A 23,957-nucleotide genomic window follows, 5' to 3' on the forward strand; every position below is an offset into this window, starting at 1 on the left:
TAATAAAGAATTCATAATTTAATTTTTTGGTTGGTTAGTTGGAAACCCCTAGAGACACAAAATGTGTTTCGGGGGTTTCCCGTTTTTAGAAAGGTTTTATCTTTATAAGCTTACGAATTATACGAGTTAATTCTTCAGAAAAATTTAAAAAATAAGTCAAACCAATATAAGCTACACCAATTAGAATGGACTTCAGCGAAATATTCAAAATGGGATGAAAATTAAAATCCCAGAAATAAAAACCAAGAGAAAAGATTATACCTGTAAAAAGCACCAACCATGTTTTGGAGGTAAATGGTAAAAAATTAAACTTCCTATAGACTAGCCAAATTTTTGCTGAATTATAGAGAAAAAAGGCTATAAAACTGGCGATGGCTGCTCCTTCTATTCCCAAAATAGGAATAAATATCAGGTTTAATACAAAAGCGACTACCACCAGTAAAACGCCAGTAAATAAAACAAGTCTGTAATAATCGGAATTAAAAAGAATACTGTTGTTATTCCCTAAAAGATTATCATATAATTTCACTAACGAAATCAGTAATACTACCACGATACTTAATTCATATTCATCCGGTATCAGAGCGTATAGTTGTTTAACATTGGTAATTATTAAAATAAAAATTAGTAGACTAATGATCAATAAATTAAGAGAGCTCCTTTTATACAAGTCTTCCAGACTTTTTATGTTTTTGGTATTCAGGAATTCAGCGGTTAATGGGTTGGTAATTTGGTGCATTGCTTTTTGCGGTACCGAGATTACTGTAGCAATATATATTGCAATGCCATAAACGGCTACATTTTCTATCGGCATAAAATATTCGATCATCACTTTATCTAAATCCAATAAAGCGGTCGCTACGGAACCTGCGATAAGAATTAGCGAGGTATATTTTAAGACCGATCCAAAATTATCTGGTAATTTAAAGTCTAAACGAGGTAAATAAAGTGAAAATGCATATATCTTCATGGCTATTAGCCGCAGTATAAAAACACCGGCAATACAATAAATAAATTGATGAACCGTAATCCAGTTAAAATAAACCGCCAGTAATAATATACTTATACAAAATCTATGAAAAACCTCTTTCATAAAATTTCCAAAAACACTCCTATAAAAAAGTTTAGACCAGGCAAAAAATATCTCGAAATAAGAAGTCGCAAAAGCGATTAAAAAAATTAACCATATATAGGGTCTTACTAGCCCGTTTCCTTCTGTAAAGTAGTTTATAAGTAGGGAGTAACTAAAAGCTACAATTACTCCCAGGACAATTGAAACCACTATCGGCAAAAACAGTACTAAGTTTAAAAGCCTGTCCTTTTGCTGTTTTGTTTTGTAAAAAGAAAAAAATTTTATAAGCGTGTTATGGACTCCAAAAGCCATAAATGGCCAAAGCAAGTTTGCTGCTGAAAGCAGGAAGGTAATCAACCCGTAATACTCTTGTTTTAGAAAATAGGTAAAAAGAAATAAAGTGTTGATCGCACCAATCCCAAAACCCAAATAGGTAGTAACCAGGTTTCTTAAAGATTGTTTGATAATCACTCCCATATATCTAATTTAGATCCCCTTTAACAAATTGGCTAATTTTTTAGTTAAGTTTTTGCGGTGATAAGGTTCAATAGCCCCAGTGGTGAAATTGTCTGCTTCATTTTTAAATTTTCTATAGTAAGCTAAAATTGTACTCTTAAGTCGTTCTTTTTCTGAATATAGAAAGCACTCTCCGGCACCGGTTTGATTTAAAATTTTCTGGACATCCCATTTTCCTGGGCCGATTGCCAAAATGGGTCTTCTTACCATTAAATACTCAAATAATTTTCCCGGAATAATCCCTTGGGTCTCTTCTCTGTCTATTTCAATCAATAATAATAACCTGCTTTTTCGTTGCAAAGTGATTGCCTGCTCGTGACTGACATATCCCTGTAAATGAAGCTTCCCTCCTAGTCCTACAGACTTTATTGAAGCGATAACCTCTTCACTTATCGTTCCAGTTAAATTTAGCACCAGATCCTGAGCGAAAGCTGAATTTTCTTTCATGAGTTCTGCTATAGCAGACCATAGATTCTCTGGATTTCGTTCAGAAAGTAAGGAGCCAATATGGGAGATACTAAACATTTTATCTAATTCAATATTTTCCGCCGTATTTTCATCATTATCAAATCCGTTGGTTATGACCATAATAGGGTTTTTAGTTTTTTCAGAAAACTCCGTCTTAGTTGTAAAACTTGTCGTGATAATTTGATCAGCTGAATTTAATACTTCCCGTTCCAGGTTAAGGTGCTTTTGCTCGCTGATTTTAGTTAGTTTTAATTTTTTATGATACCCGATTCGCGTCCAGGGATCCCTGAAATCCGCTATCCATTTTAAATCTAATTCTTGCTTAAGTTTTAAACCGATAAGATGCAAACTATGCGGTGGCCCGGTTGTGATAATTTTTTTAATTCCTTCCTCTTCGAGGTAGTTTTTAAGGAATTTGACAGATGGTTTAACCCAATATTTCCTGGCATCTGGAATAAATAAATTCCCGCGAATAAAAAGAAGACTTTTTTGTAGGAAAGATTGGTTTTCTTCAGCAGCAATAATTCCTTTACTAATCGTATTTGTTTGCCTATGAGAAAATATCCTTGCTAATTGATAGGGCTCGAAAATAGGCTTCTTTAAAATCGTGATTCCCGATGGGATTTCATTCTCAAAAGATGGATCCAACATCGGGTAGCTGGGATTTTCTGGGATATAAATTACAGGTTCAATCTCAAAGTCCTGTAAATACTTCACAAACTTTAACCAACGCTGTACCCCTGGGCCTCCGGCCGGAGGCCAATAATAAGTAATAATGAGTACCTTTTCCATTTAAAACTTATTCCCTTTTTCGGAATTTATAGTAGAATCCACCTAAGATAATCAAGACCAGAATTATAGAACTGGCCAGGGCAATACTACTTCCGGTATTAACGACTTCAGGTTCAAATCTAAAAGTTACCGTATGTTCACCCTCTGGAATATTCATAGCTCTTAGTACATAATTTGCACGCACATGATCTACTTTTTCCCCATCTAAATAAGCCTGCCATCCAGGTTGATAATACATTTCAGAAAATACTGCAAACTGCCGGGCTGAAGCATTAGTTTTATATACGAGTTCATTAGGTTGATAGCTATGCAAACGAATTTCAGCACTCTCCAGTGCCTTAAAATTCTCAGATACCTGGTTTTTAAATTTTGAGTTTACAATTGCTGTTTGTTGAAGATCTACTTCATTTAAATTTAAGATAGCTTCATTGGCAGAATTCACCCATTTAATATTATCAACAAACCATGCGTTTCCGAAAGCATTTGGATTTTGCTGTGCTTGTGGTTGACCATTTTCAGAAGGTACAATAAAGTATTTGGTATTAAGCATATTGAGTACTTCCATATTGTTTCTGGAAATATAGAAATCATATAAATCCTGTATTCTTCCTGGCTTTGCAGCATGATAACCGCCAATAGCATTATGGAAATAAGAAGTTCTACCAGTGTTGAAAGGGCTCCCAGAAACATCAAAAACCCGATAATGACTTTTATCTTTAAGGATTTTTTGATCTGCCATTGTTGGTTGAAAGGGTTGGTCCATTTTGCTTGCATTCACAAAATCCTCGTTATTCACATAGCGTTTATCAACCGGAATAAGATCTGCTAAAATTAAAAGTGCCAAAACAGGTATGAGCCAGTTTTGTTTTATTTTATTTTCTATAAATAACCAAAGAGCGGTGGCTGTTAACGCTGAAAAAATAAGTGAGCGAATAAGGTCTTCGGTATAAAGGGCTTTCCTATCTTGCTTTAAAGCCCTTACAAACTCAGCTCCCATTTGCTGAATTAAAGCTGAATCTCCAGCGCCGCTGAAATCAAACAATACCGAACGAAAAAGCAGTAAGGCAACACCTATTCCTCCAACAATAATTCCGGACCATTTTAAGGCGTGAATTTTTATTTCTTTGGGAATCGTAGTATCAAATAATTTATAAAGTCCGAAAACAGCCAAAATGGGAACACATAATTCTATAAGAACCTGAATAGATGAAACAGCTCTAAACTTATTATAAAGAGGAACATAGTCGATGAAAAATTCCGTAAAAAAACCGAAATTCTTGCCCCAGGACAATAAAAGGGCTAGAATACTTCCTCCCACTATCCACCATTTTAAACGTCCCCGTACTAGGTAAAGTGCAAAAATGAACAAGAAAAGGACTGTAGCTCCAACATATGCAGGGGCTCCCACATAAGGCTGATCCCCCCAATATGTAGGGGCATTTTCAACAAAATTCGCTGCCTGAACCGGAGAAGCACCTATTTGGAGTAGAACTTTATACATTTCTGAATCTTTCCCGATATTTTCAGCATTTGACCCCCCCATAAACCTGGGTATAAAGAGATTTAGAGATTCCAATATTCCATAGCTATATTCCGTAATATAATCGAAAGTTAGACCGGAAGCCGGTTTAGTAGAACCATCGGGTGCTATGGTTAAACCGGTATCGCCACGTGTGCTGTGCGCGGCGTATTCCTGGGTAGCGAGTAAATTAGTAGCGTTAGCACCGATGGCCAGCACAACCGCTACGACCATTACTCCCAGGGCTTTAAAAAATTTTGGCAGAATATTTTTGCGGTAGGCATCAATTAAATAAGAAATCCCCAGTACAATAACCAGCAGTAGTAAATAATAAGTCATCTGGAAGTGGTTTGCACCAATTTGCAGCGCCATTGCCAGAGATAATAACAAAAATCCCCAAAGATATTTTTGCCTAAAAGTAAGAATTATTCCCCCTAAAACCATTGGCATATAAGCAATGGCGTGCGCCTTCGCATTATGACCAACTCCAAGAATGATAATGAGATAAGTGGAAAAACCAAAAGCTAAAGCTCCCAAAAAAGCTAAGCGAAAATCAAGTTTTAAACATAGAAGTAAGATGTAAAAACCGATAAAATATAGAAAAAGGTAGTCTGCAGGCCGTGGTAAAAATCGAAGAACTGAATCTAGTTTCTTGACATAATTATGGGGATAATAGGCACCCAGTTGAAATGTTGGCATTCCGCCAAAAGCAGCGTCGGTCCAGTATGGTTCTTGGCCAGTGCGGTCACGAAAATCGTTTTGTTCTTTGGCCATCCCGATATACTGTACAATATCGCTTTGGAAAATCTTTTTCCCCTGTAAAACAGGACTAAAATAAAATAAGGAAACAATTATGAAGCCTACCAGAACAAGAAGATGCGGTAGAAACTTTTTAAGATTGGCCATCTGAAATTTTTTAGATCACTTCTGTTAAATTGAATGGGCAGCTTCTTCCCGGTTCAATATAAAAAATTGATCCCGAAATTAATCAATTTCCTCGTAATCTATATATTCCCCAACGTTTTTATTAGATGTTCTGCCGCCATTTGGCTTTTTATCAATACTTACTTTACCCTCCTTCTTAGGAGATCCAGAATTTTGTTGTTGGCGAAATTGCTGTTCAAAACGTTTACCTAATTTGCGCAGAAAATATTTCAGAATAAGAGGTCCAAACCATTTAATAAGTAATTTGAAGGCAAAGTATACTAATAAAATGATTAGAATCGTTTGTAATATATCGGAAAAAGAAGCTTCTAGCATTTTCAGGACTTTTTGCAAAAATAAAAATAAGCCTTGAGAATAGCAGCCTTTGGCTCCTAAAAAAATAATAAATCTACTATCTTTGAAAGTAATAAATCAATCCAGTATGCAGCATCTAAAAGTAAGTATAGTCTTTATTTTCTTCGCAATTATTAGCGCAAACGGACAATACACTGAAACCATTAACTCCAATCGCCCCGGAGAATCTCAAGGGGCTTATGCGGTTGGTAAAAATGTATTGCAATTGGAAGCAGGGGCATATATGGGTCACGAAAATCATATTTTATACAATAGTGACACCGATATTCTAGGTGCCAGCTATGGTTTACGATACGGTTTTCTAACAGAGATTCTCGAACTTAATTTCTTTGGTTCTTTTCAGGATCAGGTTACTTCTATCCCTGTAGGTAATAGTACCGATGAGTTTAAAACCAGTAATTTCACTACCAACATTATTGGTGCTAAATTTTTGCTGTTTGATCCTAATGTGAGTATTCAAGAGCGAGAGGTTAATCTTTACAGCTGGGAAGCTAACCAACGTATGGATTTTCGTAGTTTAATTCCCGCGGTTTCGATCTATGCTGGTGCTAATTTTATGTGGTGGGAAAATCCTTATATGTTTGAAGGCGAATCGGAAATAAGCCCAAAGGCTGCTGTAATTACTCAACAAAACTGGGGACGTTGGGTTTTGGTAATGAATTTTATTGCCGATAAATTCACCGAGGAGTTTCCCTCCTATGGTGGAGTTTTCACGCTAACCCATGCTATAACTCCAGAATTCGCGATATTTGGGGAGTTTCAAACCTATATAAGTGATCTCTATGCCGATGAGCTTGTGCGCGGTGGAGCTGCTTATTTGTTATCAAAGGATTTTCAACTAGATATTTCTGGATTGGTTAATTTTAAGGACACACCTTCTCGTTGGCAGGTAGCCGCTGGAGTTTCATTTCGCTTGGATTTTCACGAAGATGATGAATATATTGAAGATACTTACGAAGGGGAAAGAAATAAAAATGGCGAAAAGTTAGAAGAAACCGGTTTTTATAAAGAAGATGAAGAAAGAAAAAAATAAAAGGTTTTAAGAAGACCTGACTCCTGTTAAAAAAAGCCGTTTAAAAATTAAACTTTAAACGGCTTTTTTTGTGGTGCGCCGTGCATGACGTATTACTAGGCGGTGAAAGTCCGCTATGAGGGTTGATAGCTACCTATCATTAGCCAAGGGCAAGGGTGTCCACCGCGAGGTGGAATCTGAAGGAAGCCGGCGGCAAAGTTCCGGTCCGAGGAACACGAACATCATATAAGGCATACCTGATCTGGATGAGTTTGCCACATAAAACGAAGTCCTAAAGCTATACGGATATCAGGGTGTAGATGATGCGGATATATGGAATGAAAGTGATATGTCTTACCGCGGGAGGTCTCACAGACACAGACTGAAACAGCGTATGAAGCTGTGGTTGAAATAAGATTTACTGTGAGAAGTCAGCCGAGCCCATAGTACCGGAGAAAATCGACTACGCCGGGAAGGGGTGAACCTTAAGAAGTAAGTAGTCAATGACTGTTACCTTATGAAGGGAAGAATGCAGAAAATATCGAAAGATACCTGGCTGCAAAAGGATAGGGCGGAACCCGAAAGCTATGCAGGAGGGCAGACCTACATGTGGATAACTGAAAACAACCTTACTGATGTTACTACTTTAAAAGATGGATTATTAGAACAGATCCTGTCTCCTTTCAACCTTAACCGGGCCTTTAAGAGGGTTCGGAGCAATAAAGGAAAAGGAGGAGTGGACAAGATGGAAGTCGATGCCTTAAAGGCCTATCTTGTTGAAAACAGGGATGATCTATTAGCATCCATCCGGGACGGGAAGTACCGTCCCAATCCAGTCAGACGGGTAGAGATACCTAAAGAGAATGGCAAGAAACGACTATTAGGCATACCCACTGTGGTAGACCGGGTAGTCCAACAAGCCATCTCTCAAGTACTCTCTCCTATTTACGAACAGCAGTTCTCACCACACAGTTACGGCTTCAGACCAGGAAGGAACACTCACCAAGCACTAAGTAAATGTAGAGCCTATATCACAGACGGATATATCTATGCCGTCGATATGGATCTGCAACAGTTCTTCGATACTGTTAACCACAGTAAACTTGTGGAAGTACTATCCAGAACTATTAAGGATGGACGATTTATCTCGCTTATCCATAAATATCTTCGTGCCGGAGTGGTCACCGGAAATAAGTTTGAACAAACCAAGCTAGGGGTGCCCCAAGGAGGACCACTAAGTCCGCTTCTGGGCAACATCATGCTCCACGAGTTGGACAAGGAACTACAGAGAAGGGGGCACCGGTTCGTCCGCTACGCGGACGATTGTATTATCCTTTGCAAAAGCAAGCGGAGCGCAGAGAGAACACTACGGAATATCATTCCTTATATCGAGGAAAAGTTATTTCTAAAAGTAAACAAGGAGAAAACCAACGTGTCGTATATCAGAAAGACCAAGTTCCTCGGATACAGCTTTTACCAATATAAGGGAAAAGGCAGACTCCGAGTTCATCCATCAAGTATCCAACAGATGAAACAGCGATTAAAAGAGCTGACATCAAGGAGCAATGGATGGGGAAATGCCAGAAGAAAAGAATTGCTCAATCAGTATGTTAGAGGTTGGGTGAACTATTTCAAAATGGCAGACATGAGAAGTCTTTTGAAGGACATAGATAAGTGGTGCCGTCGACGTTTGCGGATGTGTATCTGGAAACAGTGGAAACGCACCCGAACGAAAGGGAGAATGTTAATTAAACTCGGCCTTAACAGGGAACAAGCGTGGCAATATGCTAACACGAGGAAGAAGTACTGGCGAATAGCTAATACCGATATACTTCGATGGACTATTACCAATCAGCGATTATCCAAGGCCGGATATCCCTCGCTACTGGAGTACTATACTAAAGTAAAACACATACATTAAGGAACCGCCCAGTACGGAACCGTATGCTGGGTGGTGTGGAAGGTCGGAACGGGAAGTAAACCCGTTCCTCCTATCCGATGTGCGCCGTGCATGGTGTATCACTTGACGGTGAAAGTCCGTTATGAGGGTTTATAGCTACCTATCATTAGCCAATTGCAAGGGTGTCCACCGCGAGGTGGAATCTGAAGGAAGCCGGCGGCAAAGTTCTGGTCCGAGGGACACGAACATCATATAAGGCATATCTGGTCTGGATGAACTTACATTGCAAAGCAAAGTCCTAAAGCTATACGGAAGGCCAGAAGGTGTAAATGATGCGGATATATGGAACGAAGGTGATATGTCTTACCGCGGGAGATCTCACAGACATAGCGGAATAATATGCTATGGTTGAAATAAGATTTACTGTGAGAAGTCAGCTGACGTCGTAGTACCCAGAGCTAACGAGGTGCATAAACTGCACAGGTCTCACAACTGGGGAAGGACTGAATCTTAAGAAGTAAGAAGTAAATGACTGTTACCTTATGAAGGGAAGAATGCAGAAAATATCGACAGATACCTGGCTGCAAAAGGATAGGGCGGAACCCGAAAGCTATGCAGCAGGGCAGACCTACATGAGGATAACTGAAAACAACCTTACTGATGTTACTACTTTAGAAGATGGACTATTAGAAAAAATCCTGTCTCCCTCCAATCTGAACCGGGCCTTTAAGAAGGTCCTGAGCAACAAAGGGAAAGGAGGAGTGGACAAGATGGAAATCGATGACTTAAAGAACCATCTTGTGGAAAACAGGGATGAACTATTACGATCTATCAGGGACGGTAGATATCGTCCCAAGCCAGTACGACGGGTAGAAATACCCAAAGAGAATGGTAAGAAACGATTACTTGGTTTGCCCACAGTGGTAGACAAGGTAATCCAACAAGCTATTACTCAGGTACTCTCTCCTATTTACGAGAAGCAATTCTCTGCCTACAGTTACGGCTTTAGACCCGGTAGAAATGCTCATCAGGCACTTAAGAAATGCAGGGATTATATCAGCGACAGTTATATCTATGCTGTTGATATGGACCTGCAGGAATTCTTCGACAAAGTGAGCCACAGTAAACTTGTGGAGATCTTATCAAGAACGATAAAGGATGGACGGGTAATCTCGCTCATTCACAAGTATCTTGGGGCTGGAGTGATGATCGGGAACAAATTTGAAGAAACCGAACTGGGGGTTCCTCAAGGAGGCCCTCTAAGTCCACTGATGAGCAACGTAATGCTGAATGAGTTGGACAAGGAACTCCAAAGAAGGGGGCACCGCTTCGTCCGCTACGCGGACGATCTGATGATCGTCTGCAAAAGTAAGCGAAGCGCGGAGCGGACGCTAAGGAATATTATTCCTTTTATCGAGGATAAGTTATTCCTGAAAGTGAATAAGGGGAAAACCAATGTGTCTAGTATCTTTAAGACTAAATTCCTCGGATACACCTTCTACCGATATAAAGGAAAAGGCAGACTTCGAGCCCACCCTAGCAGTATCCAAAAGATGAAACAGCGGTTAAAACAGCTTACATCAAGGAGCAACGGGTGGGGTGAGGCCAGACGAAAGGAGGCGCTCAACCAATTTATCAGAGGTTGGGTGAACTACTTTAAACTGGCTGATATGAAAAGTTTAATGCAGAAAGTAGACCTATGGTATCGCAGACGGTTACGAATGTGTATCTGGAAAAGATGGAAACTCATACGAACCCGACTAAGGAATCTCCGAAAATTAGGGATATCCAACTCTAAAGCGCTAAAACTTGCTTCAACAAGAAAAGGATACTGGAAAATATCAGGAACTCCTACGCTTAATGTTGCAATAACCAAAGAGCGCCTAAGAGAAGCGGGGTACACTTTCTTACTGGATTCTTTTCTAAAGTGGAATACATAAATTAAGAAACCGCTCAGTACGGACCCGTACGCTGAGTGGTGTGAGAGGACAGATAGGGAACAATAATCTTAATAAGATAATCCCTATCTTCCTACTCGATTCTTATAAAATACTACTTCTACTCTTTACTGGCCATAGCCGCAGAAACTGAAGCAGACAATCTCTTATAAGTTCCATTTTCTAAGCGTTCTCTAATGGCTGAAAAAGCAACCAGAGTTTCCTCAATATCCTCAAGAGTATGTGATGCCGTAGGAATCATTCTAAGTAAAATGAGTCCTTTAGGTATTACCGGGTAAACCACTATGGAACAGAAAACTCCGTGATTTTCTCTTAGATCTTTCACCAAAGCCATCGCTTCAGGTATACTTCCCTTTAAGTAAACAGGAGTCACACAACTTTGGGTGGTGCCTATATCAAATCCGTTTTCCTTTAGTCCATTTTGAAGTGCGTTTACATTTTCCCATAGCTTTTCTTTAAGCTCTGGCATTGTTCTTAGCATTTCTAAACGTTTTAATGCGCCAACTACTAGTTGCATTTGCAATGATTTAGCGAACATTTGTGAACGTAAATTATATTTCAGATAATCTATAATTTCCTTATCTGCTGCGATGAATGCACCCGTGCTAGCCAAAGATTTTGCGAAAGTCGCAAAGTAAACATCAATATCATCCTGAATTCCTTGCTCCTCGCCTGCCCCGGCTCCCGTTTTACCGAGCGTTCCAAAGCCATGGGCGTCATCTACAAAAAGTCTAAAATTATATTTTTTCTTAAGTTCAACAATTTCTTTTAACCTCCCCTGTTCTCCGCGCATTCCAAAAACACCTTCCGAGATCAATAAAATTCCTCCCCCGGTTTGCTCTGCAATTTTAGTAGCCCGTTGCAGGTTTTTCTCTATACTCTCCAGGTCGTTATGTTTGTAGGTAAAACGTTGACCTAAATGTAATCTTACTCCATCAATAATACAGGCATGTGCATCAACATCATATACAATAACATCAGCTTTTGAAACCAAGGCATCAATGGTAGAAACCATTCCTTGATAACCAAAATTAAGCAGGTATGCTGATTGCTTATGAACAAAAGAAGCTAATTCATCCTGTAATTTTTCATGAAGCTGAGTGTGGCCACTCATCATTCGAGCACCCATGGGGTATGCTGAACCATACTCTGCAGCTGCTTCAGCATCTACTTTTCTTACTTCTGGATGATTGGCAAGTCCCAGGTAGTCATTAATACTCCAGGTAATTACTTCTTTTCCTCTAAATTTCATTCGGTTGGAAATTGGTCCTTCTAGCTTAGGAAATACGAAATACCCTTCTGCCTGTTCTGCCCATTTTCCTAATGGTCCTTTATCCTTATATATTTTATCAAATAAATCCCTCATCGATCATTTTTTAGTCGAGCCGCAAAAATACTTAAAATTGGCTCAATTGCACAAAGTTATTTTTCTTCCATAAATTCAAATAAAAGAAAAGCATCCTGAAAAGGATGCTTTATGGATTTATTTTTGAAGAAATTTCAAACTGTTTCTATTTTATAAATTCTATAGGCTGAGCCTCTACTTCATTTTTAGTATCAAAAAAGCCTTGCTCTTCCATCCACTCATCACTAAATACTTTTCCCATATACCTTGAACCGTGGTCTGGGAAAATCACCACAACTTTACTGTTTTGATCAAACTCTCCTTCTTCAGCGAGTTGCTTTAAGCCCTGAGTAGCAGCACCACTGGTGTAACCTACAAACAAGCCTTCTGTTTTAGCCAGTTCTCTTGCTGTATGAGCACTGTCTTCATCACTAACCTTTATAAAACGATCTATAATTTCAAAGTCCGTTGCAGATGGAATTAGGTTTTTACCTAATCCCTCTATTCTATAAGGATAAATTTCACCTGAATCGAATTCTTTGGTTTCGTGATATTTTTTTAAAACAGACCCGTAAGCATCAATTCCTATGACTTTCATTTTTGGGTTCTGTTGTTTTAAATATCTTGCAGTTCCCGATATTGTTCCTCCAGTTCCACTACAAGCGACAAGGTGAGTTATTTCTCCTTCGGTTTGTTTCCAAATTTCCGGACCGGTTGAATTAAAATGAGCGTCGATATTCAAATCATTAAAATACTGATTGATATACACCGAACCTTTAGTTTCTGAATGTAACCTTTTAGCAACCTGGTAATATGATCTTGGATCGTCTGCTGAGACATGTGCCGGACAGACATATACCTTGGCGCCCATGGTTTTTAGCATATCAATCTTATCGCTCGATGCCTTAGAACTAACGGCAAGGATACACTCGTAGCCTTTTATAACACTTACCATAGCTATACTAAAGCCCGTATTTCCTGAAGTGGTTTCTATTATTGTACTTCCTGGTTTAAGAATGCCTTTTCTCTCAGCTTCTTCAATAATATAGAGGGCAATGCGATCTTTAGCGGAGTGCCCTGGATTAAAGGCTTCTACTTTAGCGAAGAATTCACCTTTAAATCCTTGAGTTATTTTGTTGAGTTGAATCAATGGCGTATTGCCAATAAGTTGCAATACGTTATCATATACTTGCAAATCTTCTTTCATAAATCGAAGTTCTTTACAAAATTTGGGTTAAAAGATTTTGCTCATTTAATGGAGCTTAAAATATTTCGGAAACCCGAAACATTCTTTTTATATATCTCGGGCACCTGTCCCGGTCAATTTTCACCTACCAAAAAAAACAAGACTGTAAAAACATTCAAATTTAAGGCAAATTTTTTAATTAGTGGTCAATTCCTTCTAAATCCAGTAAAAATGCATATTCTTCGGCTACTTCTTTTAAAGCTTCAAAACGACCAGAAGCCCCGCCATGCCCTGCATCCATATTGGTATGAAACAACAATAAATTGTTATCAGTTTTTAGTTCCCTTAATTTAGCTACCCATTTTGCCGGTTCCCAATATTGAACCTGAGAATCATGCAAACCCGTTGTTACCAGTATATTGGGGTAATCTTGAGCTGCTACATTATCATAAGGAGAATACTGCAACATATATTCATAGAATTCCCTATTATTGGGGTTTCCCCATTCATCATATTCGCCCGTGGTTAATGGGATGCTATCATCTAGCATCGTAGTTACCACATCTACAAAAGGAACTGCGGCAATAACACCATTATAAAGCTGTGGAGCCATATTGATCACTGCCCCCATAAGCAAACCGCCAGCCGAACCGCCCATAGCGTAAAGATGTTCTGCAGCAGTATATTTTTCCTGAATTAAATACTCTGAAACATCTATATAATCAGTAAAGGTATTCATTTTATTAAAAAGCTTACCGTCTTCATACCAATTACGACCCAGATATTCACCACCTCGAATATGAGCAATAGCATAAATAAACCCGCGATCCAATAAACTGAGCCTTACCGTTGAAAAATAAGGATCAATGGTCGAGCCATAGGAGCCATAAGCATATTGCAACAGCGGACTATTACCATCCAACTTAGTTTCTTTTTTATAGACCAAACTGATCGGAATTCTAGTGCCGTCTTTTGCTCTTGCCCATATTCTTTCTGAACGGTAATTGTTTTTGTCAAATTTTTTGTCTAAAACTTCCTGTTCTTTTAATACCGTTTTTTCCCGGGTTTCCATATTAAAATCAACCACTGATGTCGGGGTAGTCATTGAATTATAAGTAAATCTTAAGATATCGGTATTAAATGAAGGGTTTATAGAAGTATATGCAGTATAGGTTTCATTATCAAATGGAATATAATATTCTTGGGAATCATCCCAATGCATCACTTTTATCTTATTAAGTCCATTATGCCGCTCACTTATAACCAGGTATTTTTTAAAGATATCCACATCTTCCAATAAATAATCTTGGCGGTGTGGAATCACGTCAACCCAGTTCTCCTTGGTTGTTTTGTCAACAGGAGTTTTCATCAGTTTAAAGTTGGTCGCTCCATCTTTATTGGTCATCACATAAAAGTCGCCTTCATAATGTGCTATACTGTATTCTAAACCGCGTTCTCTAGGTTGAAAAACTTTAAAATCCCCGGATGGATCATCCGCCTTTAGAATTCGATATTCTGTTGTTAAAGTACTATGACTACCGATGATAATATATTCCTTGGACTTCGATTTATAAACGTAGGTATTAAAAGTTTCATCTTTTTCTTCAAATACCAATTCATCATCAGTGGAATCAGTTCCCAGAATATGCTTGTAAATTCTATAGGAACGCAGTGTTATTTCGTCTTTTTTAGTGTAGAATAATGTTTTATTATCCGCTGCCCAGGTAGAACCTCCGGTAGCATTTTCAATTTTATCAGAGTAAATTTCTCCGGTCAGCAAATCCTTGACCTGAATAGTATACTTTCTTCTGCTTAAAGTATCTACTGCAAAAGCTATCATGTTATTGTTAGGACTCACATTTAATCCGCCAAGGCTGTAATATTCAAAACCTTCGGCCATGTCATTGACATTAAAAAGTAATTCTTCAGGAGCCTCTAGTTCTCCCTTTTTCCTGGAATAAATAGGGTAATCCTTTCCAGTTTCAAATCGAGTCAAATACCAGTATCCATTAAGTTTATAGGGAACAGATTCATCATCTTCCTTAATTCGACCTTTCATTTCTTTGAATAACCGCTTTTGAAAATTCTTAGTGTGGGCAGTTATTCTATGATAGTAATCATTTTCCTGGTTCAGATAATCAATAACTTCTGGATTATCACGATTATTCATCCAGTAATAATTATCTATTCTCACATCTTGGTGAAATTCCAGGGTTTTTGGTATCTTCTTAGCTTTTGGCGGTATAATATTTTTTTTCAAATCTGCATTAGTTTTAAGCGCTTGCAAAGGTAATGCTTCCCATTTAAATACATAATAGTCTTTCCATATTAACAGGATTAATACTGTAATTTAGTATTTTTGTATTTGTTTAATTTTTAAAAAAAGGACTATGTTTGGAGATATGATGGGTATGATGAATAAAATCAAAGAAACCCAACAAAAGGTTGAAGAAACTAAAGAACGATTAAAGACAGTAACTATAGAGGAAAAATCTAGCGACGGATTATTAAAAGTGACAATTAGCGCTACACGTGAAATTAAAAATATTAGTGTTGCTCAGGAACTTATGGATGACAAAGAACAGCTGGAGGATTACCTGGTATTAACCCTGAACAAAGCCATAAGCAGAGCATCAGAAATTAATGAAACCGAACTTGCTGCAGTTGCAAAAGATGGAATGCCTGATATCCCTGGATTGGACCAGTTTAAATAAAATATTTGTGTACAGGTAACTCAAAAAGGGCTGTTTGATTTCAATACGACAGCTCTTTTTACTGCGTCACCTTTACTACAGACTACCCACCACTTTTAAAAATATTCTTTTTCCTAAAATTGGCTTTTCTGCTGAAAACATTCCATATTTTTATTTAATTTCTGATCTTAACCCATATAAAATTGGCACCCTATCCCTTCTGGTGCCATCTTTTTAGAGCGTAAATTTTTCATAATTACGCTTTTATTTTTTTTTGTAAGTCAAAATATCCCACCAGCTTGTACCAAAGGTTTTATAGGGCATGATTAAATTTGCCTTATCGAATTACAGTTTGATTTGTTTTAGTACTTTCAAAAATTTTTGATGCATAGCTTCAGAATAATCTAAATGGGTGACAATTCTCAGTTTCCCCTGACCCATATTACTTATTCTGATATTTTCCTGCTGAAGATTGTTCATAAAAGCGACTTCATCAGAGGTATTTTTTAGATAAAAAATAATGATATTGGTTTCCACTGGCTCCACTTCACCAACATAACTTGCAGCATCCAGAGTTTCAGCAATATCGGCAGCTCTTTTATGATCTTCAGCCAAACGTTCCACATGGTTATCCAGTGCGTATATTCCGGCTGCGGCCATAAATCCAACCTGTCGCATGCCACCACCAAGAACTTTCCTTACCCGAATGGCATTTTTCATAATTTCCTTATCCCCAATAAGTACCGATCCCATGGGAATTCCAAGACCTTTAGAAAGGCATACCGAAATGGTATCAAACAACTTTCCATAATCCTTCGGGTCTTCATTTTTTGCAACCAATGCATTAAATAAACGTGCCCCGTCTAAATGCAAGCCAAGTTTATAAGTATTGCATACTTTTCTTACTTCTTTGATTTCCTTTAAATCATAACAGGCGCCACCGCCTTTATTAGTAGTGTTTTCCAAACAAACCAATGTGGTTAACGGACTATGGTAAAAGTCGGGAGGATTTATATTTTCTTCTACCTGTGCAGCAGTGATCATACCGCGCTCACCATCTATTAATTTACAGGAAACCCCGCTATTGAATGAAGCGCCACCGCCTTCATAATTAAAAACGTGGGCCCATTTATCACATATTAGTTGATCAGCAGGTTGGGTGTGCAATTTTATAGCAGCCTGATTGGCCATGCTTCCGGTAGGAAAGAACAAGGCTTCTTCTTTCCCGAACATTTTTGCAAGTTTATCTTCTAAAGCGTTTACCGTAGGATCTTCCTTATAAACATCGTCACCAACTTCAGCACTCATAATTGCTTTCAACATACCGCTGGTAGGCCGGGTTACTGTATCACTCCTTAAATCTATTTCTCTCATAAATAAATAATATCATTTTCCGTGAAGACGGAAATTTATCAATTTTAAATTCATTTTTTTTTAATATCACTATAGGATCTCCCCTCTTCTATTTTCTATTGATTCCCCGGTAATATTTACTTTTTTAAATTCTTTTTCTGAATTAAATAATTCTATTTAAAAACAGAGAAACTGAATGCCAGGAAAATAAGTTAGAATCACTTCATACCACAGGTTTTTAGGAAGTCTAAAACTATAAAAATATCGTTAAATACTTTCCTGTCGCAGTCTTAAATTCTATTTTTACCTTAAAATTTAGTTATATGATGACAACTGAGCAGATCAAAGATCTCAGAGAGCGCCTTGGTGCGTTAAGGAGGTATCTTTGACATTGATGCCAAAAAAATAGAAATTTCAAATCAGGAAGAAAAAACCTTCGCTCCGGATTTTTGGGACGATCCAAAAAAAGCCGAGCTTATCATGCGTGATCTCAATGCTGAAAAACAGTGGGTGATCGAATATGAAAAAATACTAACGTTGTTGGAAGATTTAGAAGTTTTATTTGAATTTTATAAAGAAGGAGAAGCCACACAGGAAGATGTAGCGGAAAAAAATAAGCAGGCTTTAGATCTAATTGAAGATTTAGAGTTTAAGAATATGCTTTCTGAGGAAGGTGATAAATTAAGCGCAGTTCTGCAAATTACGGCTGGTGCTGGTGGAACAGAAAGTTGCGATTGGGCAGAGATGTTAATGCGCATGTACCTGATGTGGGCAGAAAAAAGAAATTTCAGAATTAAGGAGTTAAACTACCAGGCTGGAGATGTTGCCGGGATTAAAACCGTTACCCTGGAAATTGAAGGTGAATTTGCTTTTGGTTGGTTAAAAGGTGAAAATGGTGTGCACAGGTTAGTACGAATTTCTCCATTTGACAGTAATGCAAAAAGACATACCTCTTTCGCTTCGGTCTATGTTTATCCCCTAGTGGATGATTCTATTGAGATAGACATAAATCCTTCTGAAATTTCGTGGGAAACTATGCGTTCATCTGGAGCTGGAGGGCAAAACGTAAACAAGGTTGAAACCGCTGTTAGGCTTCGTCACGCTCCAACGGGGATTGTTGTTGAAAATTCAGAAACAAGGTCCCAGTTGGAAAATAAAACAAAAGCGATGCAACTTTTAAAAAGCCAGTTGTATGAAATCGAACTTCAGAAACAACAAGCACAACGCCGGGAAATTGAGGACTCCAAGATGAAAATTGAGTGGGGTTCCCAAATTAGAAATTACGTGATGCATCCATATAAGTTAGTAAAGGATGTGCGAACTGCGGAAGAGACCGGAAATGTAGATGCCGTGATGAATGGGGATATTGATATTTTTTTGAAAGCTTTTTTAATGATGATGGGACAACGGCAGGAAGATTGATAAGTTTACACCCATATGTTTTTAATTTAGAATTTATTGTTTATTTTAAAGTAGCCAAAATCAAGGAATAATGATTACTGTTTACCACAATGCCAGATGCAAAAAATCAAGAGAAGGATTAGAATTGGTTAAAAATTCCGGTAAGGAATATCAAGTTAGAGAATATTTAAAAGAGCCTCTCTCTGAAAGAGAATTAAAGGAAATTCTGGAAAAGCTGGGTTTTTATCCCATGCAGCTTATCCGTACCAATGAAAAGATTTGGAAAGAGGAATACAAAAATAAAGATCTTAATGATAGGGAATTGATTACTGTAATGGTAAAAAACCCAAAATTAATTGAAAGGCCTATTGTCGAGGTTAAAGATACTGCAGTTGTAGGTCGCCCTAGCTCTAAAATTGAAGATTTATTACAGTAAATATTCTGGTAAACCAAACCAATAAAAAATGAAAACTCAACATAAAATAGCCATAATTGGTGCCGCTGGATTTTTGGTGGCGGGCTTTATATATTCCCATTTTTATTTGCATAAAAAAAGCAGGGAAGAGCTTATCGAAATTGCTCGTGAATTAGCCTACACCTGGAAAAAAGAATTAGAATTGGATTTTGCAGAAACCAGTAAACTGGAAGATCTAATTATAGAATATACACTTAAAAAGAATGAAATCTTAAACGCCACGGCATTATCTGAAGATGAAATTATTTTCAAGCTTAAAGACATACAAAAAGCTGAACATAAAAAACTACAAAAAATAATGACTGAGAAGCAATTTCAAAAATATCTTGATTTAAATAAGAAAATTAGTCGTAAGTCTTAACTACTGAGCTTCAGAGACTAAAATCATTTTAACAATTTAAATCTGCATTTAACGCCAATTTAACCGAATTCACATTAAACCATCCGTTAAAACTGGGGTCAAAGGATAAAAATTTTCTATGACCACCAAAATTTTCAATACGCTTAGTCTAGCGTTATTTCTCTTATTGACTTCCAACAGTTATTCACAATCCTCTGGCGGCCCATACGAAGTATCGGGTAAAGTAATGGACAATGAACTTAAAGTTCCCCTGGAGTATGCCACAATCTCTGTAGTAGATGCGAGTAATCCCCAAAATGTTACGGGCGGTGTTACCAATGCCAAGGGAGTTTTCAATATTGAAGTAGAACCTGGAACTTATAATATAATTGTTGAGTTTATTTCCTACGAATCAAAACGATTTACCAATAGGAAAGTTAATTCAGATTTAAACCTTGGAACCGTGGAACTCGGTATTAGTTCTGATAATTTGGATGAAGTTGTAGTCAGAGCAGAAACTACACAGGTTAGCGTCCAACTGGATAAAAAGATTTACAATATAGGAAAGGATCTAACCACTGCTGGAGGAACGGTAAGTGATGCTCTTAATAACGTACCTTCTGTATCTGTAGATTTGCAAGGCGGAATAAGCTTAAGAGGAAATGAGAATGTTAGAATTCTTATTAATGGCAAACCTTCTGCAATGGCCGGATTTGGAGACACAAATGTTTTAAGTAGCTTACCTGCTGAAGCTATTGAGCGTGTCGAAGTAATTACATCGCCCTCTGCTCGGTATGATGCCGAAGGGACGGCAGGTATTATAAATATTATCCTAAGACAAAAGGAAACCCTTGGTTTTAATGGTTCATTTAATTTAACCACCGGCTATCCGGTCAATGCTGGGCTTACTGCAAACCTAAATTACAGAACTGAGGATTATAACTTATTTACTACCACGGGTTATCGTTATTCAGAATCGCCGGGATACGCATATTTTGACACAAAATATTTTGAAAACCAGGAGGATACCTTCCTTGATAATATACCTTACAATAGAAATGTTGAAGATCGCGATATGGATAGGATAAATCGTGGTTTTAATACGAACGTGGGGATGGAATATTTTATAAACGATATGTCTTCTATAACCGGGGCAATTTTTTATAGGTTTGGAAATGATGATGATCTTACTACGAATATTAGCGAATATTATCTTAATAACAGTACTCAATTAGGGACCACCAGATATGAGAGAGAAACAGAAGATGAGGAAAGTTACCAGTTTTCATTGAACTATATCAACAAATTTGATAATGAAGGTCACGAACTAACTGCTGATTTTCAATTCGAAAATGACCAGGAAATGGGAGCCAGTTTTATTAGAGAACCAGTAATTTTCAATAATACTTCGCGCGACAACATTTTTATTCCCAGAGAACAAACAACTACCGAGGAAACGCAGAATGAATATTTAATTCAGGCCGATTATGTCAAACCTTTTGGGGAAGATTCACAGTTTGAAGCCGGTTATCGCGGAAATTTTGAAAATGAAGTGACGGATTATAAGCTTTACCAGGAAAATGGTAATCAGGAGCTTGTACTTAATGTAAATCAGACAAACATTTTTGATTATTCCGAAAACGTTCAGGCTCTTTACACACAATACGGTTCTAAGTTAGGGCAGTTTAGTTTTCTTTTAGGTTTGCGTCTTGAAAATACCCAATTAAAAGGAACCATTGATTCAGAATTAACTGAAGAAGAACTACAGGAAATATATTCCTTTGAAATTGATACTGAATTTGACAATAACTACCTTGGTCTCTTCCCTACTGTAAACCTTATTTATGAAATTGGAGAAGAAGAAAATATTACCCTTGGGTATAACAGAAGAATAAATAGACCTCGTGGCTGGTATATTAATCCTTTTCCCTCCAGAAGTAGTAGGAATAACGTTTTTCAGGGGAACCCTAATTTACAACCGGCATATTCCAATGCTTTTGATTTAGGCTATTTAAAAAGATGGGAGAAAATCACCCTTACATCCTCAGTTTATTACCAACGTGAAACCGACGCTTTTTCAAGGATTCAGGAGAATGTTAACATTACTGTAACCAATCCAGATTATGTGGAAGGTGAAGATCCAGCTTCTGAACAATATGTGCAACAGCGCGTAATAAGAAGTATTCCTTTTAACCTGGCCACTAATGATCGTATGGGAGCCGAGCTTGGTTTTCTTTATAATCCTGCCGATTGGTTGAGGCTAAATGGTAGTTTTAACTATTTCCGCTTTAAGTTGGATGGTGAATTCAACGGGACTGATTATAGTCAGGAAAACACCAGCTATTTTGGTAGGTTTAGCTCCAAGGTAACCTTACCATGGAATGTTGAATGGCAAACCAATGCTTTCTACCGGGGTCCTTCTGATGAAGTGCAGGGTACACAGGAAGGTATACTATCCATAGATCTTGCCTTGAGTAAGGAAATATTAGATGAAAGGGCTACCCTATCAATTAACGCAAGAGATTTACTTAATTCCAGAAAAAGAGAATCCTATACTCTTACAGACAATTACGAGCAAAACAGTGAATTTCAGTGGAGACAGCGACAAATAACACTTTCATTGATTTACCGATTCAACCAGCAGAAAAGAGAACAACGTCGTGCTGAAGAAGACGGTGATGATGAACCAGGCTTTGAGGGATAATTTAAAAATAGAAAAAACCGGCTAAACAAGCCGGTTTTTAACTTATACAATAAATTAAAGCATAAAAAAAGGGACTTAAAATGTCCCCTTTTTTATGCTTTTTCTTCTTTCGCCTTTTTTCGTGCTTCTTTCTTTTCTTTGAGCAATTCGGAAACCGAACCGCCTATCCAATAGGGTAAAATAGCCATTAAGAAAATCATAAGCCAGAATCCCATAGTTAAAATAACTAGGAAAGCTAGAAAACCGAGGTACTGATCGAAATCGAACATAATTTCCAAATTTTTTTGATCTGGTCAAAGATACTAAGCTTTGACGGCTTATCACAATTTAATTTTAAGAAATTGAAGATGCTCTGATTAAAATCAAAAAATTACAACCTAAATTCTTTGCGATTATACCTTTAAAAAAGCTGCTAACTTGTAAATTTGTGACACAACTAATATTATAATTATGGAATATAGAATAGAAAAAGATACCATAGGGGAAGTAAAAGTTCCGGCTAATAAACTCTGGGGAGCGCAAACAGAACGGTCCAGAAATAATTTTAAAATTGGACCTGCCGGAAGTATGCCCCTGGAGATTATTTACGGATTTGCGTATCTGAAGAAAGCTGCGGCTTATACCAACTGTGAGCTTGGGGTTTTGCCAGTAGATAAAAGAGACCATATCGCCAAGGTTTGCGACGAAATTCTTGAAGGAAAACACGATGATCAGTTTCCGCTGGTTATTTGGCAAACAGGGAGTGGAACCCAAAGCAATATGAATGTAAACGAAGTTATTGCCAACCGTGCTCACCAACTTGCTGGAAAAACCTTAGGCGATGGGGAGAAAACATTACAGGCAAACGATGATGTAAATAAGTCACAATCTTCCAATGATACCTTTCCAACTGGAATGCATATCGCGGCTTATAAGAAAATCACAAAAGTTACCCTTCCCGGGGTGAAGCAACTTCGCGATACTTTAAAGAAAAAGTCAGAAGAATTTAAAGAAGTAGTCAAAATTGGACGTACCCATTTTATGGATGCCACACCTCTAACCTTAGGTCAGGAATTTAGTGGTTATGTTGCTCAATTAGATCATGGAATTAAAGCACTGGAAAATACCCTGCCACATTTGTCGGAACTGGCATTAGGTGGAACTGCCGTGGGAACCGGATTGAATACCCCAAAGGGATACTCTAAAAGAGTATCGGAATTCATTGCAAAATTCACAGAACTGCCTTTTGTTTCTGCAGGAAATAAATTTGAGGCGCTTGCGGCACACGATGCTCTTGTGGAAACTCACGGAGCTTTAAAACAACTGGCAGTTTCCCTTAATAAAATAGGAAACGATATTAGAATGCTTTCTTCAGGTCCAAGAAGCGGTATTGGAGAAATCAATATTCCTGCAAACGAACCAGGATCTTCTATTATGCCAGGAAAAGTAAATCCAACGCAATGTGAAGCTTTAACTATGGTATGTGCCCAGGTAATGGGTAATGATGTTGCAATTAGTGTTGGCGGGATGCAGGGACAGTTTGAATTAAATGTATTTAAACCTGTTATGGCAGCAAATTTATTACAGAGTGCGGAACTTATTGGAGATGCTTGTGTTTCTTTCGATATTAACTGTGCCCGGGGAATTGAACCTAATACTCCAAGAATTCAGGAACATTTAAATAATTCTCTGATGCTGGTCACTGCATTGAATACGAAAATTGGTTATTACAAAGCTGCAGAAATTGCCAATAAAGCACACGAGGATGGGACTACACTAAAAGAAGCTGCCGTTAAATTAGGCCATCTTACCGAGGACCAGTTTGATGAGTGGGTTCAACCTAAAGATATGGTGGGAAATATCAAATAGTTTGTTATTTTCAAAAAATTAAAAAAGGGCTGTAGAAAAATTTTATCATGGTCATCCTGAATTTACTTTCAGGATT

At 37.7% G+C, this 23,957-nt stretch carries 18 protein-coding genes; 9 read left to right on the top strand and 9 right to left on the bottom strand.

Translation table 11 applies throughout. The annotated features are described in order from the left end of the window. Positions 1–85: 85 nt before the first annotated feature. The 4 genes from DET49_RS08635 to DET49_RS08650 all read right to left on the bottom strand — a co-directional run bounded on the left by DET49_RS08635 (position 86) and on the right by DET49_RS08650 (position 5,627). Complete coding sequence (locus tag DET49_RS08635; protein WP_133547700.1) at positions 86–1,549, bottom strand: polysaccharide biosynthesis C-terminal domain-containing protein; 1,464 nt, start codon at positions 1,547–1,549, stop codon at positions 86–88. Between the two features lie 9 nt (positions 1,550–1,558). Then, positions 1,559–2,848: a glycosyltransferase family 4 protein gene (locus DET49_RS08640; protein ID WP_133547701.1), complete on the bottom strand. Its 1,290-nt coding sequence runs from the start codon at positions 2,846–2,848 to the stop codon at positions 1,559–1,561. 7 nt (positions 2,849–2,855) lie between these two features. Continuing rightward, on the bottom strand, positions 2,856–5,273 hold the full coding sequence (locus tag DET49_RS08645) for a YfhO family protein (protein WP_133547702.1): 2,418 nt from the start codon (positions 5,271–5,273) through the stop codon (positions 2,856–2,858). Between the two features lie 78 nt (positions 5,274–5,351). Further along, positions 5,352–5,627, bottom strand: a complete 276-nt coding sequence (locus tag DET49_RS08650) for a DUF4834 domain-containing protein (protein ID WP_133547703.1) — start codon at positions 5,625–5,627, stop codon at positions 5,352–5,354. A gap of 106 nt (positions 5,628–5,733) precedes the next feature. Here DET49_RS08650 and DET49_RS08655 point away from each other — a divergent pair, with 106 nt between their 5' ends. The 3 genes from DET49_RS08655 (at position 5,734) to ltrA (DET49_RS08665) (ending at position 10,518) form a co-directional block, all read left to right on the top strand. After that, positions 5,734–6,699: a transporter gene (locus tag DET49_RS08655; RefSeq protein ID WP_133547704.1), complete on the top strand. Its 966-nt coding sequence runs from the start codon at positions 5,734–5,736 to the stop codon at positions 6,697–6,699. 508 nt (positions 6,700–7,207) lie between these two features. After that, positions 7,208–8,599 carry a group II intron reverse transcriptase/maturase gene (gene ltrA / locus DET49_RS08660; RefSeq protein ID WP_133547705.1) on the top strand — a complete coding sequence of 464 codons (1,392 nt, stop codon included), beginning with the start codon at positions 7,208–7,210 and terminating at the stop codon, positions 8,597–8,599. Between the two features lie 521 nt (positions 8,600–9,120). Next, positions 9,121–10,518 (top strand): group II intron reverse transcriptase/maturase, encoded by a 1,398-nt coding sequence (gene ltrA / locus DET49_RS08665; RefSeq protein WP_133547706.1) that lies wholly within the window; start codon positions 9,121–9,123, stop codon positions 10,516–10,518. A gap of 118 nt (positions 10,519–10,636) precedes the next feature. Here the strand turns inward: ltrA (DET49_RS08665) and DET49_RS08670 are convergent, their stop codons facing one another. The 3 genes from DET49_RS08670 to DET49_RS08680 all read right to left on the bottom strand — a co-directional run bounded on the left by DET49_RS08670 (position 10,637) and on the right by DET49_RS08680 (position 15,327). Continuing rightward, positions 10,637–11,902 carry an aminotransferase class I/II-fold pyridoxal phosphate-dependent enzyme gene (locus DET49_RS08670; RefSeq protein WP_133547707.1) on the bottom strand — a complete coding sequence of 422 codons (1,266 nt, stop codon included), beginning with the start codon at positions 11,900–11,902 and terminating at the stop codon, positions 10,637–10,639. A 145-nt stretch (positions 11,903–12,047) separates the two neighbouring features. Further along, positions 12,048–13,088 carry a PLP-dependent cysteine synthase family protein gene (locus tag DET49_RS08675; RefSeq protein WP_133547708.1) on the bottom strand — a complete coding sequence of 347 codons (1,041 nt, stop codon included), beginning with the start codon at positions 13,086–13,088 and terminating at the stop codon, positions 12,048–12,050. Between the two features lie 178 nt (positions 13,089–13,266). Continuing rightward, complete coding sequence (locus DET49_RS08680; RefSeq protein ID WP_133547709.1) at positions 13,267–15,327, bottom strand: S9 family peptidase; 2,061 nt, start codon at positions 15,325–15,327, stop codon at positions 13,267–13,269. Positions 15,328–15,457: 130 nt separating this feature from the next. On the opposite strand from DET49_RS08680, the gene DET49_RS08685 reads away from it, so the two are divergent. Then, positions 15,458–15,781: a YbaB/EbfC family nucleoid-associated protein gene (locus tag DET49_RS08685; protein WP_133547710.1), complete on the top strand. Its 324-nt coding sequence runs from the start codon at positions 15,458–15,460 to the stop codon at positions 15,779–15,781. 324 nt (positions 15,782–16,105) lie between these two features. On the opposite strand, the gene DET49_RS08690 is transcribed toward DET49_RS08685, so the two are convergent. Continuing rightward, positions 16,106–17,134: a threonine aldolase family protein gene (locus DET49_RS08690; RefSeq protein WP_133547711.1), complete on the bottom strand. Its 1,029-nt coding sequence runs from the start codon at positions 17,132–17,134 to the stop codon at positions 16,106–16,108. Positions 17,135–17,436: 302 nt separating this feature from the next. Between DET49_RS08690 and prfB the strand changes: the two genes are divergently transcribed. From prfB to DET49_RS08710, 4 genes are all read left to right on the top strand, one after another. Next, positions 17,437–18,535, top strand: a protein-coding gene (gene prfB, locus DET49_RS08695) for a peptide chain release factor 2 (protein ID WP_133547712.1) whose coding sequence is annotated in 2 segments (ribosomal slippage) — positions 17,437–17,499 and positions 17,501–18,535 — 1,098 coding nt in all. Because the reading frame shifts where the segments join, the coding sequence is not laid out codon by codon here. Positions 18,536–18,605: 70 nt separating this feature from the next. Continuing rightward, a complete protein-coding gene (arsC, locus tag DET49_RS08700; RefSeq protein WP_133547713.1) occupies positions 18,606–18,950 on the top strand; it encodes an arsenate reductase (glutaredoxin) in 345 nt (114 codons plus the stop codon). Between the two features lie 28 nt (positions 18,951–18,978). Beyond that, entirely contained in the window at positions 18,979–19,350 is a 372-nt protein-coding gene (locus DET49_RS08705; protein WP_133547714.1) for a hypothetical protein, read from the top strand. 118 nt (positions 19,351–19,468) lie between these two features. Continuing rightward, on the top strand, positions 19,469–22,033 hold the full coding sequence (locus DET49_RS08710) for an outer membrane beta-barrel family protein (protein ID WP_133547715.1): 2,565 nt from the start codon (positions 19,469–19,471) through the stop codon (positions 22,031–22,033). A 92-nt stretch (positions 22,034–22,125) separates the two neighbouring features. Here the strand turns inward: DET49_RS08710 and DET49_RS18460 are convergent, their stop codons facing one another. Next, the gene (locus DET49_RS18460) at positions 22,126–22,302 is read right to left on the bottom strand and encodes a hypothetical protein (RefSeq protein ID WP_166636561.1); all 177 of its coding nucleotides are present in this window, start codon (positions 22,300–22,302) and stop codon (positions 22,126–22,128) included. Positions 22,303–22,483: 181 nt separating this feature from the next. Here DET49_RS18460 and fumC point away from each other — a divergent pair, with 181 nt between their 5' ends. Then, positions 22,484–23,881 (top strand): class II fumarate hydratase, encoded by a 1,398-nt coding sequence (fumC, locus tag DET49_RS08715; RefSeq protein ID WP_133547716.1) that lies wholly within the window; start codon positions 22,484–22,486, stop codon positions 23,879–23,881. Positions 23,882–23,957 lie beyond the last annotated feature (76 nt).

It is taken from the genome of Salegentibacter sp. 24, assembly GCF_004362395.1.
Classification (GTDB): Bacteria; Bacteroidota; Bacteroidia; order Flavobacteriales; family Flavobacteriaceae; genus Salegentibacter.

What these genes read in the sequence shown, in the direction of transcription:
- ltrA (WP_133547705.1), top strand. Translation starts at nt 7,208, where the DNA reads ATGCAGAAAATATCGAAAGATACCTGGCTGCAAAAGGATAGGGCGGAA.
- DET49_RS08690 (WP_133547711.1), bottom strand. Translation starts at nt 17,134, where the DNA reads ATGAGAGAAATAGATTTAAGGAGTGATACAGTAACCCGGCCTACCAGC.
- arsC (WP_133547713.1), top strand. Translation starts at nt 18,606, where the DNA reads ATGATTACTGTTTACCACAATGCCAGATGCAAAAAATCAAGAGAAGGA.
- DET49_RS08640 (WP_133547701.1), bottom strand. Translation starts at nt 2,848, where the DNA reads ATGGAAAAGGTACTCATTATTACTTATTATTGGCCTCCGGCCGGAGGC.
- fumC (WP_133547716.1), top strand. Translation starts at nt 22,484, where the DNA reads ATGGAATATAGAATAGAAAAAGATACCATAGGGGAAGTAAAAGTTCCG.
- DET49_RS08670 (WP_133547707.1), bottom strand. Translation starts at nt 11,902, where the DNA reads ATGAGGGATTTATTTGATAAAATATATAAGGATAAAGGACCATTAGGA.
- DET49_RS18460 (WP_166636561.1), bottom strand. Translation starts at nt 22,302, where the DNA reads ATGTTCGATTTCGATCAGTACCTCGGTTTTCTAGCTTTCCTAGTTATT.
- DET49_RS08675 (WP_133547708.1), bottom strand. Translation starts at nt 13,088, where the DNA reads ATGAAAGAAGATTTGCAAGTATATGATAACGTATTGCAACTTATTGGC.
- DET49_RS08685 (WP_133547710.1), top strand. Translation starts at nt 15,458, where the DNA reads ATGTTTGGAGATATGATGGGTATGATGAATAAAATCAAAGAAACCCAA.
- DET49_RS08655 (WP_133547704.1), top strand. Translation starts at nt 5,734, where the DNA reads ATGCAGCATCTAAAAGTAAGTATAGTCTTTATTTTCTTCGCAATTATT.
- DET49_RS08710 (WP_133547715.1), top strand. Translation starts at nt 19,469, where the DNA reads ATGACCACCAAAATTTTCAATACGCTTAGTCTAGCGTTATTTCTCTTA.
- ltrA (WP_133547706.1), top strand. Translation starts at nt 9,121, where the DNA reads ATGAAGGGAAGAATGCAGAAAATATCGACAGATACCTGGCTGCAAAAG.
- DET49_RS08645 (WP_133547702.1), bottom strand. Translation starts at nt 5,273, where the DNA reads ATGGCCAATCTTAAAAAGTTTCTACCGCATCTTCTTGTTCTGGTAGGC.
- DET49_RS08650 (WP_133547703.1), bottom strand. Translation starts at nt 5,627, where the DNA reads ATGCTAGAAGCTTCTTTTTCCGATATATTACAAACGATTCTAATCATT.
- DET49_RS08705 (WP_133547714.1), top strand. Translation starts at nt 18,979, where the DNA reads ATGAAAACTCAACATAAAATAGCCATAATTGGTGCCGCTGGATTTTTG.
- DET49_RS08635 (WP_133547700.1), bottom strand. Translation starts at nt 1,549, where the DNA reads ATGGGAGTGATTATCAAACAATCTTTAAGAAACCTGGTTACTACCTAT.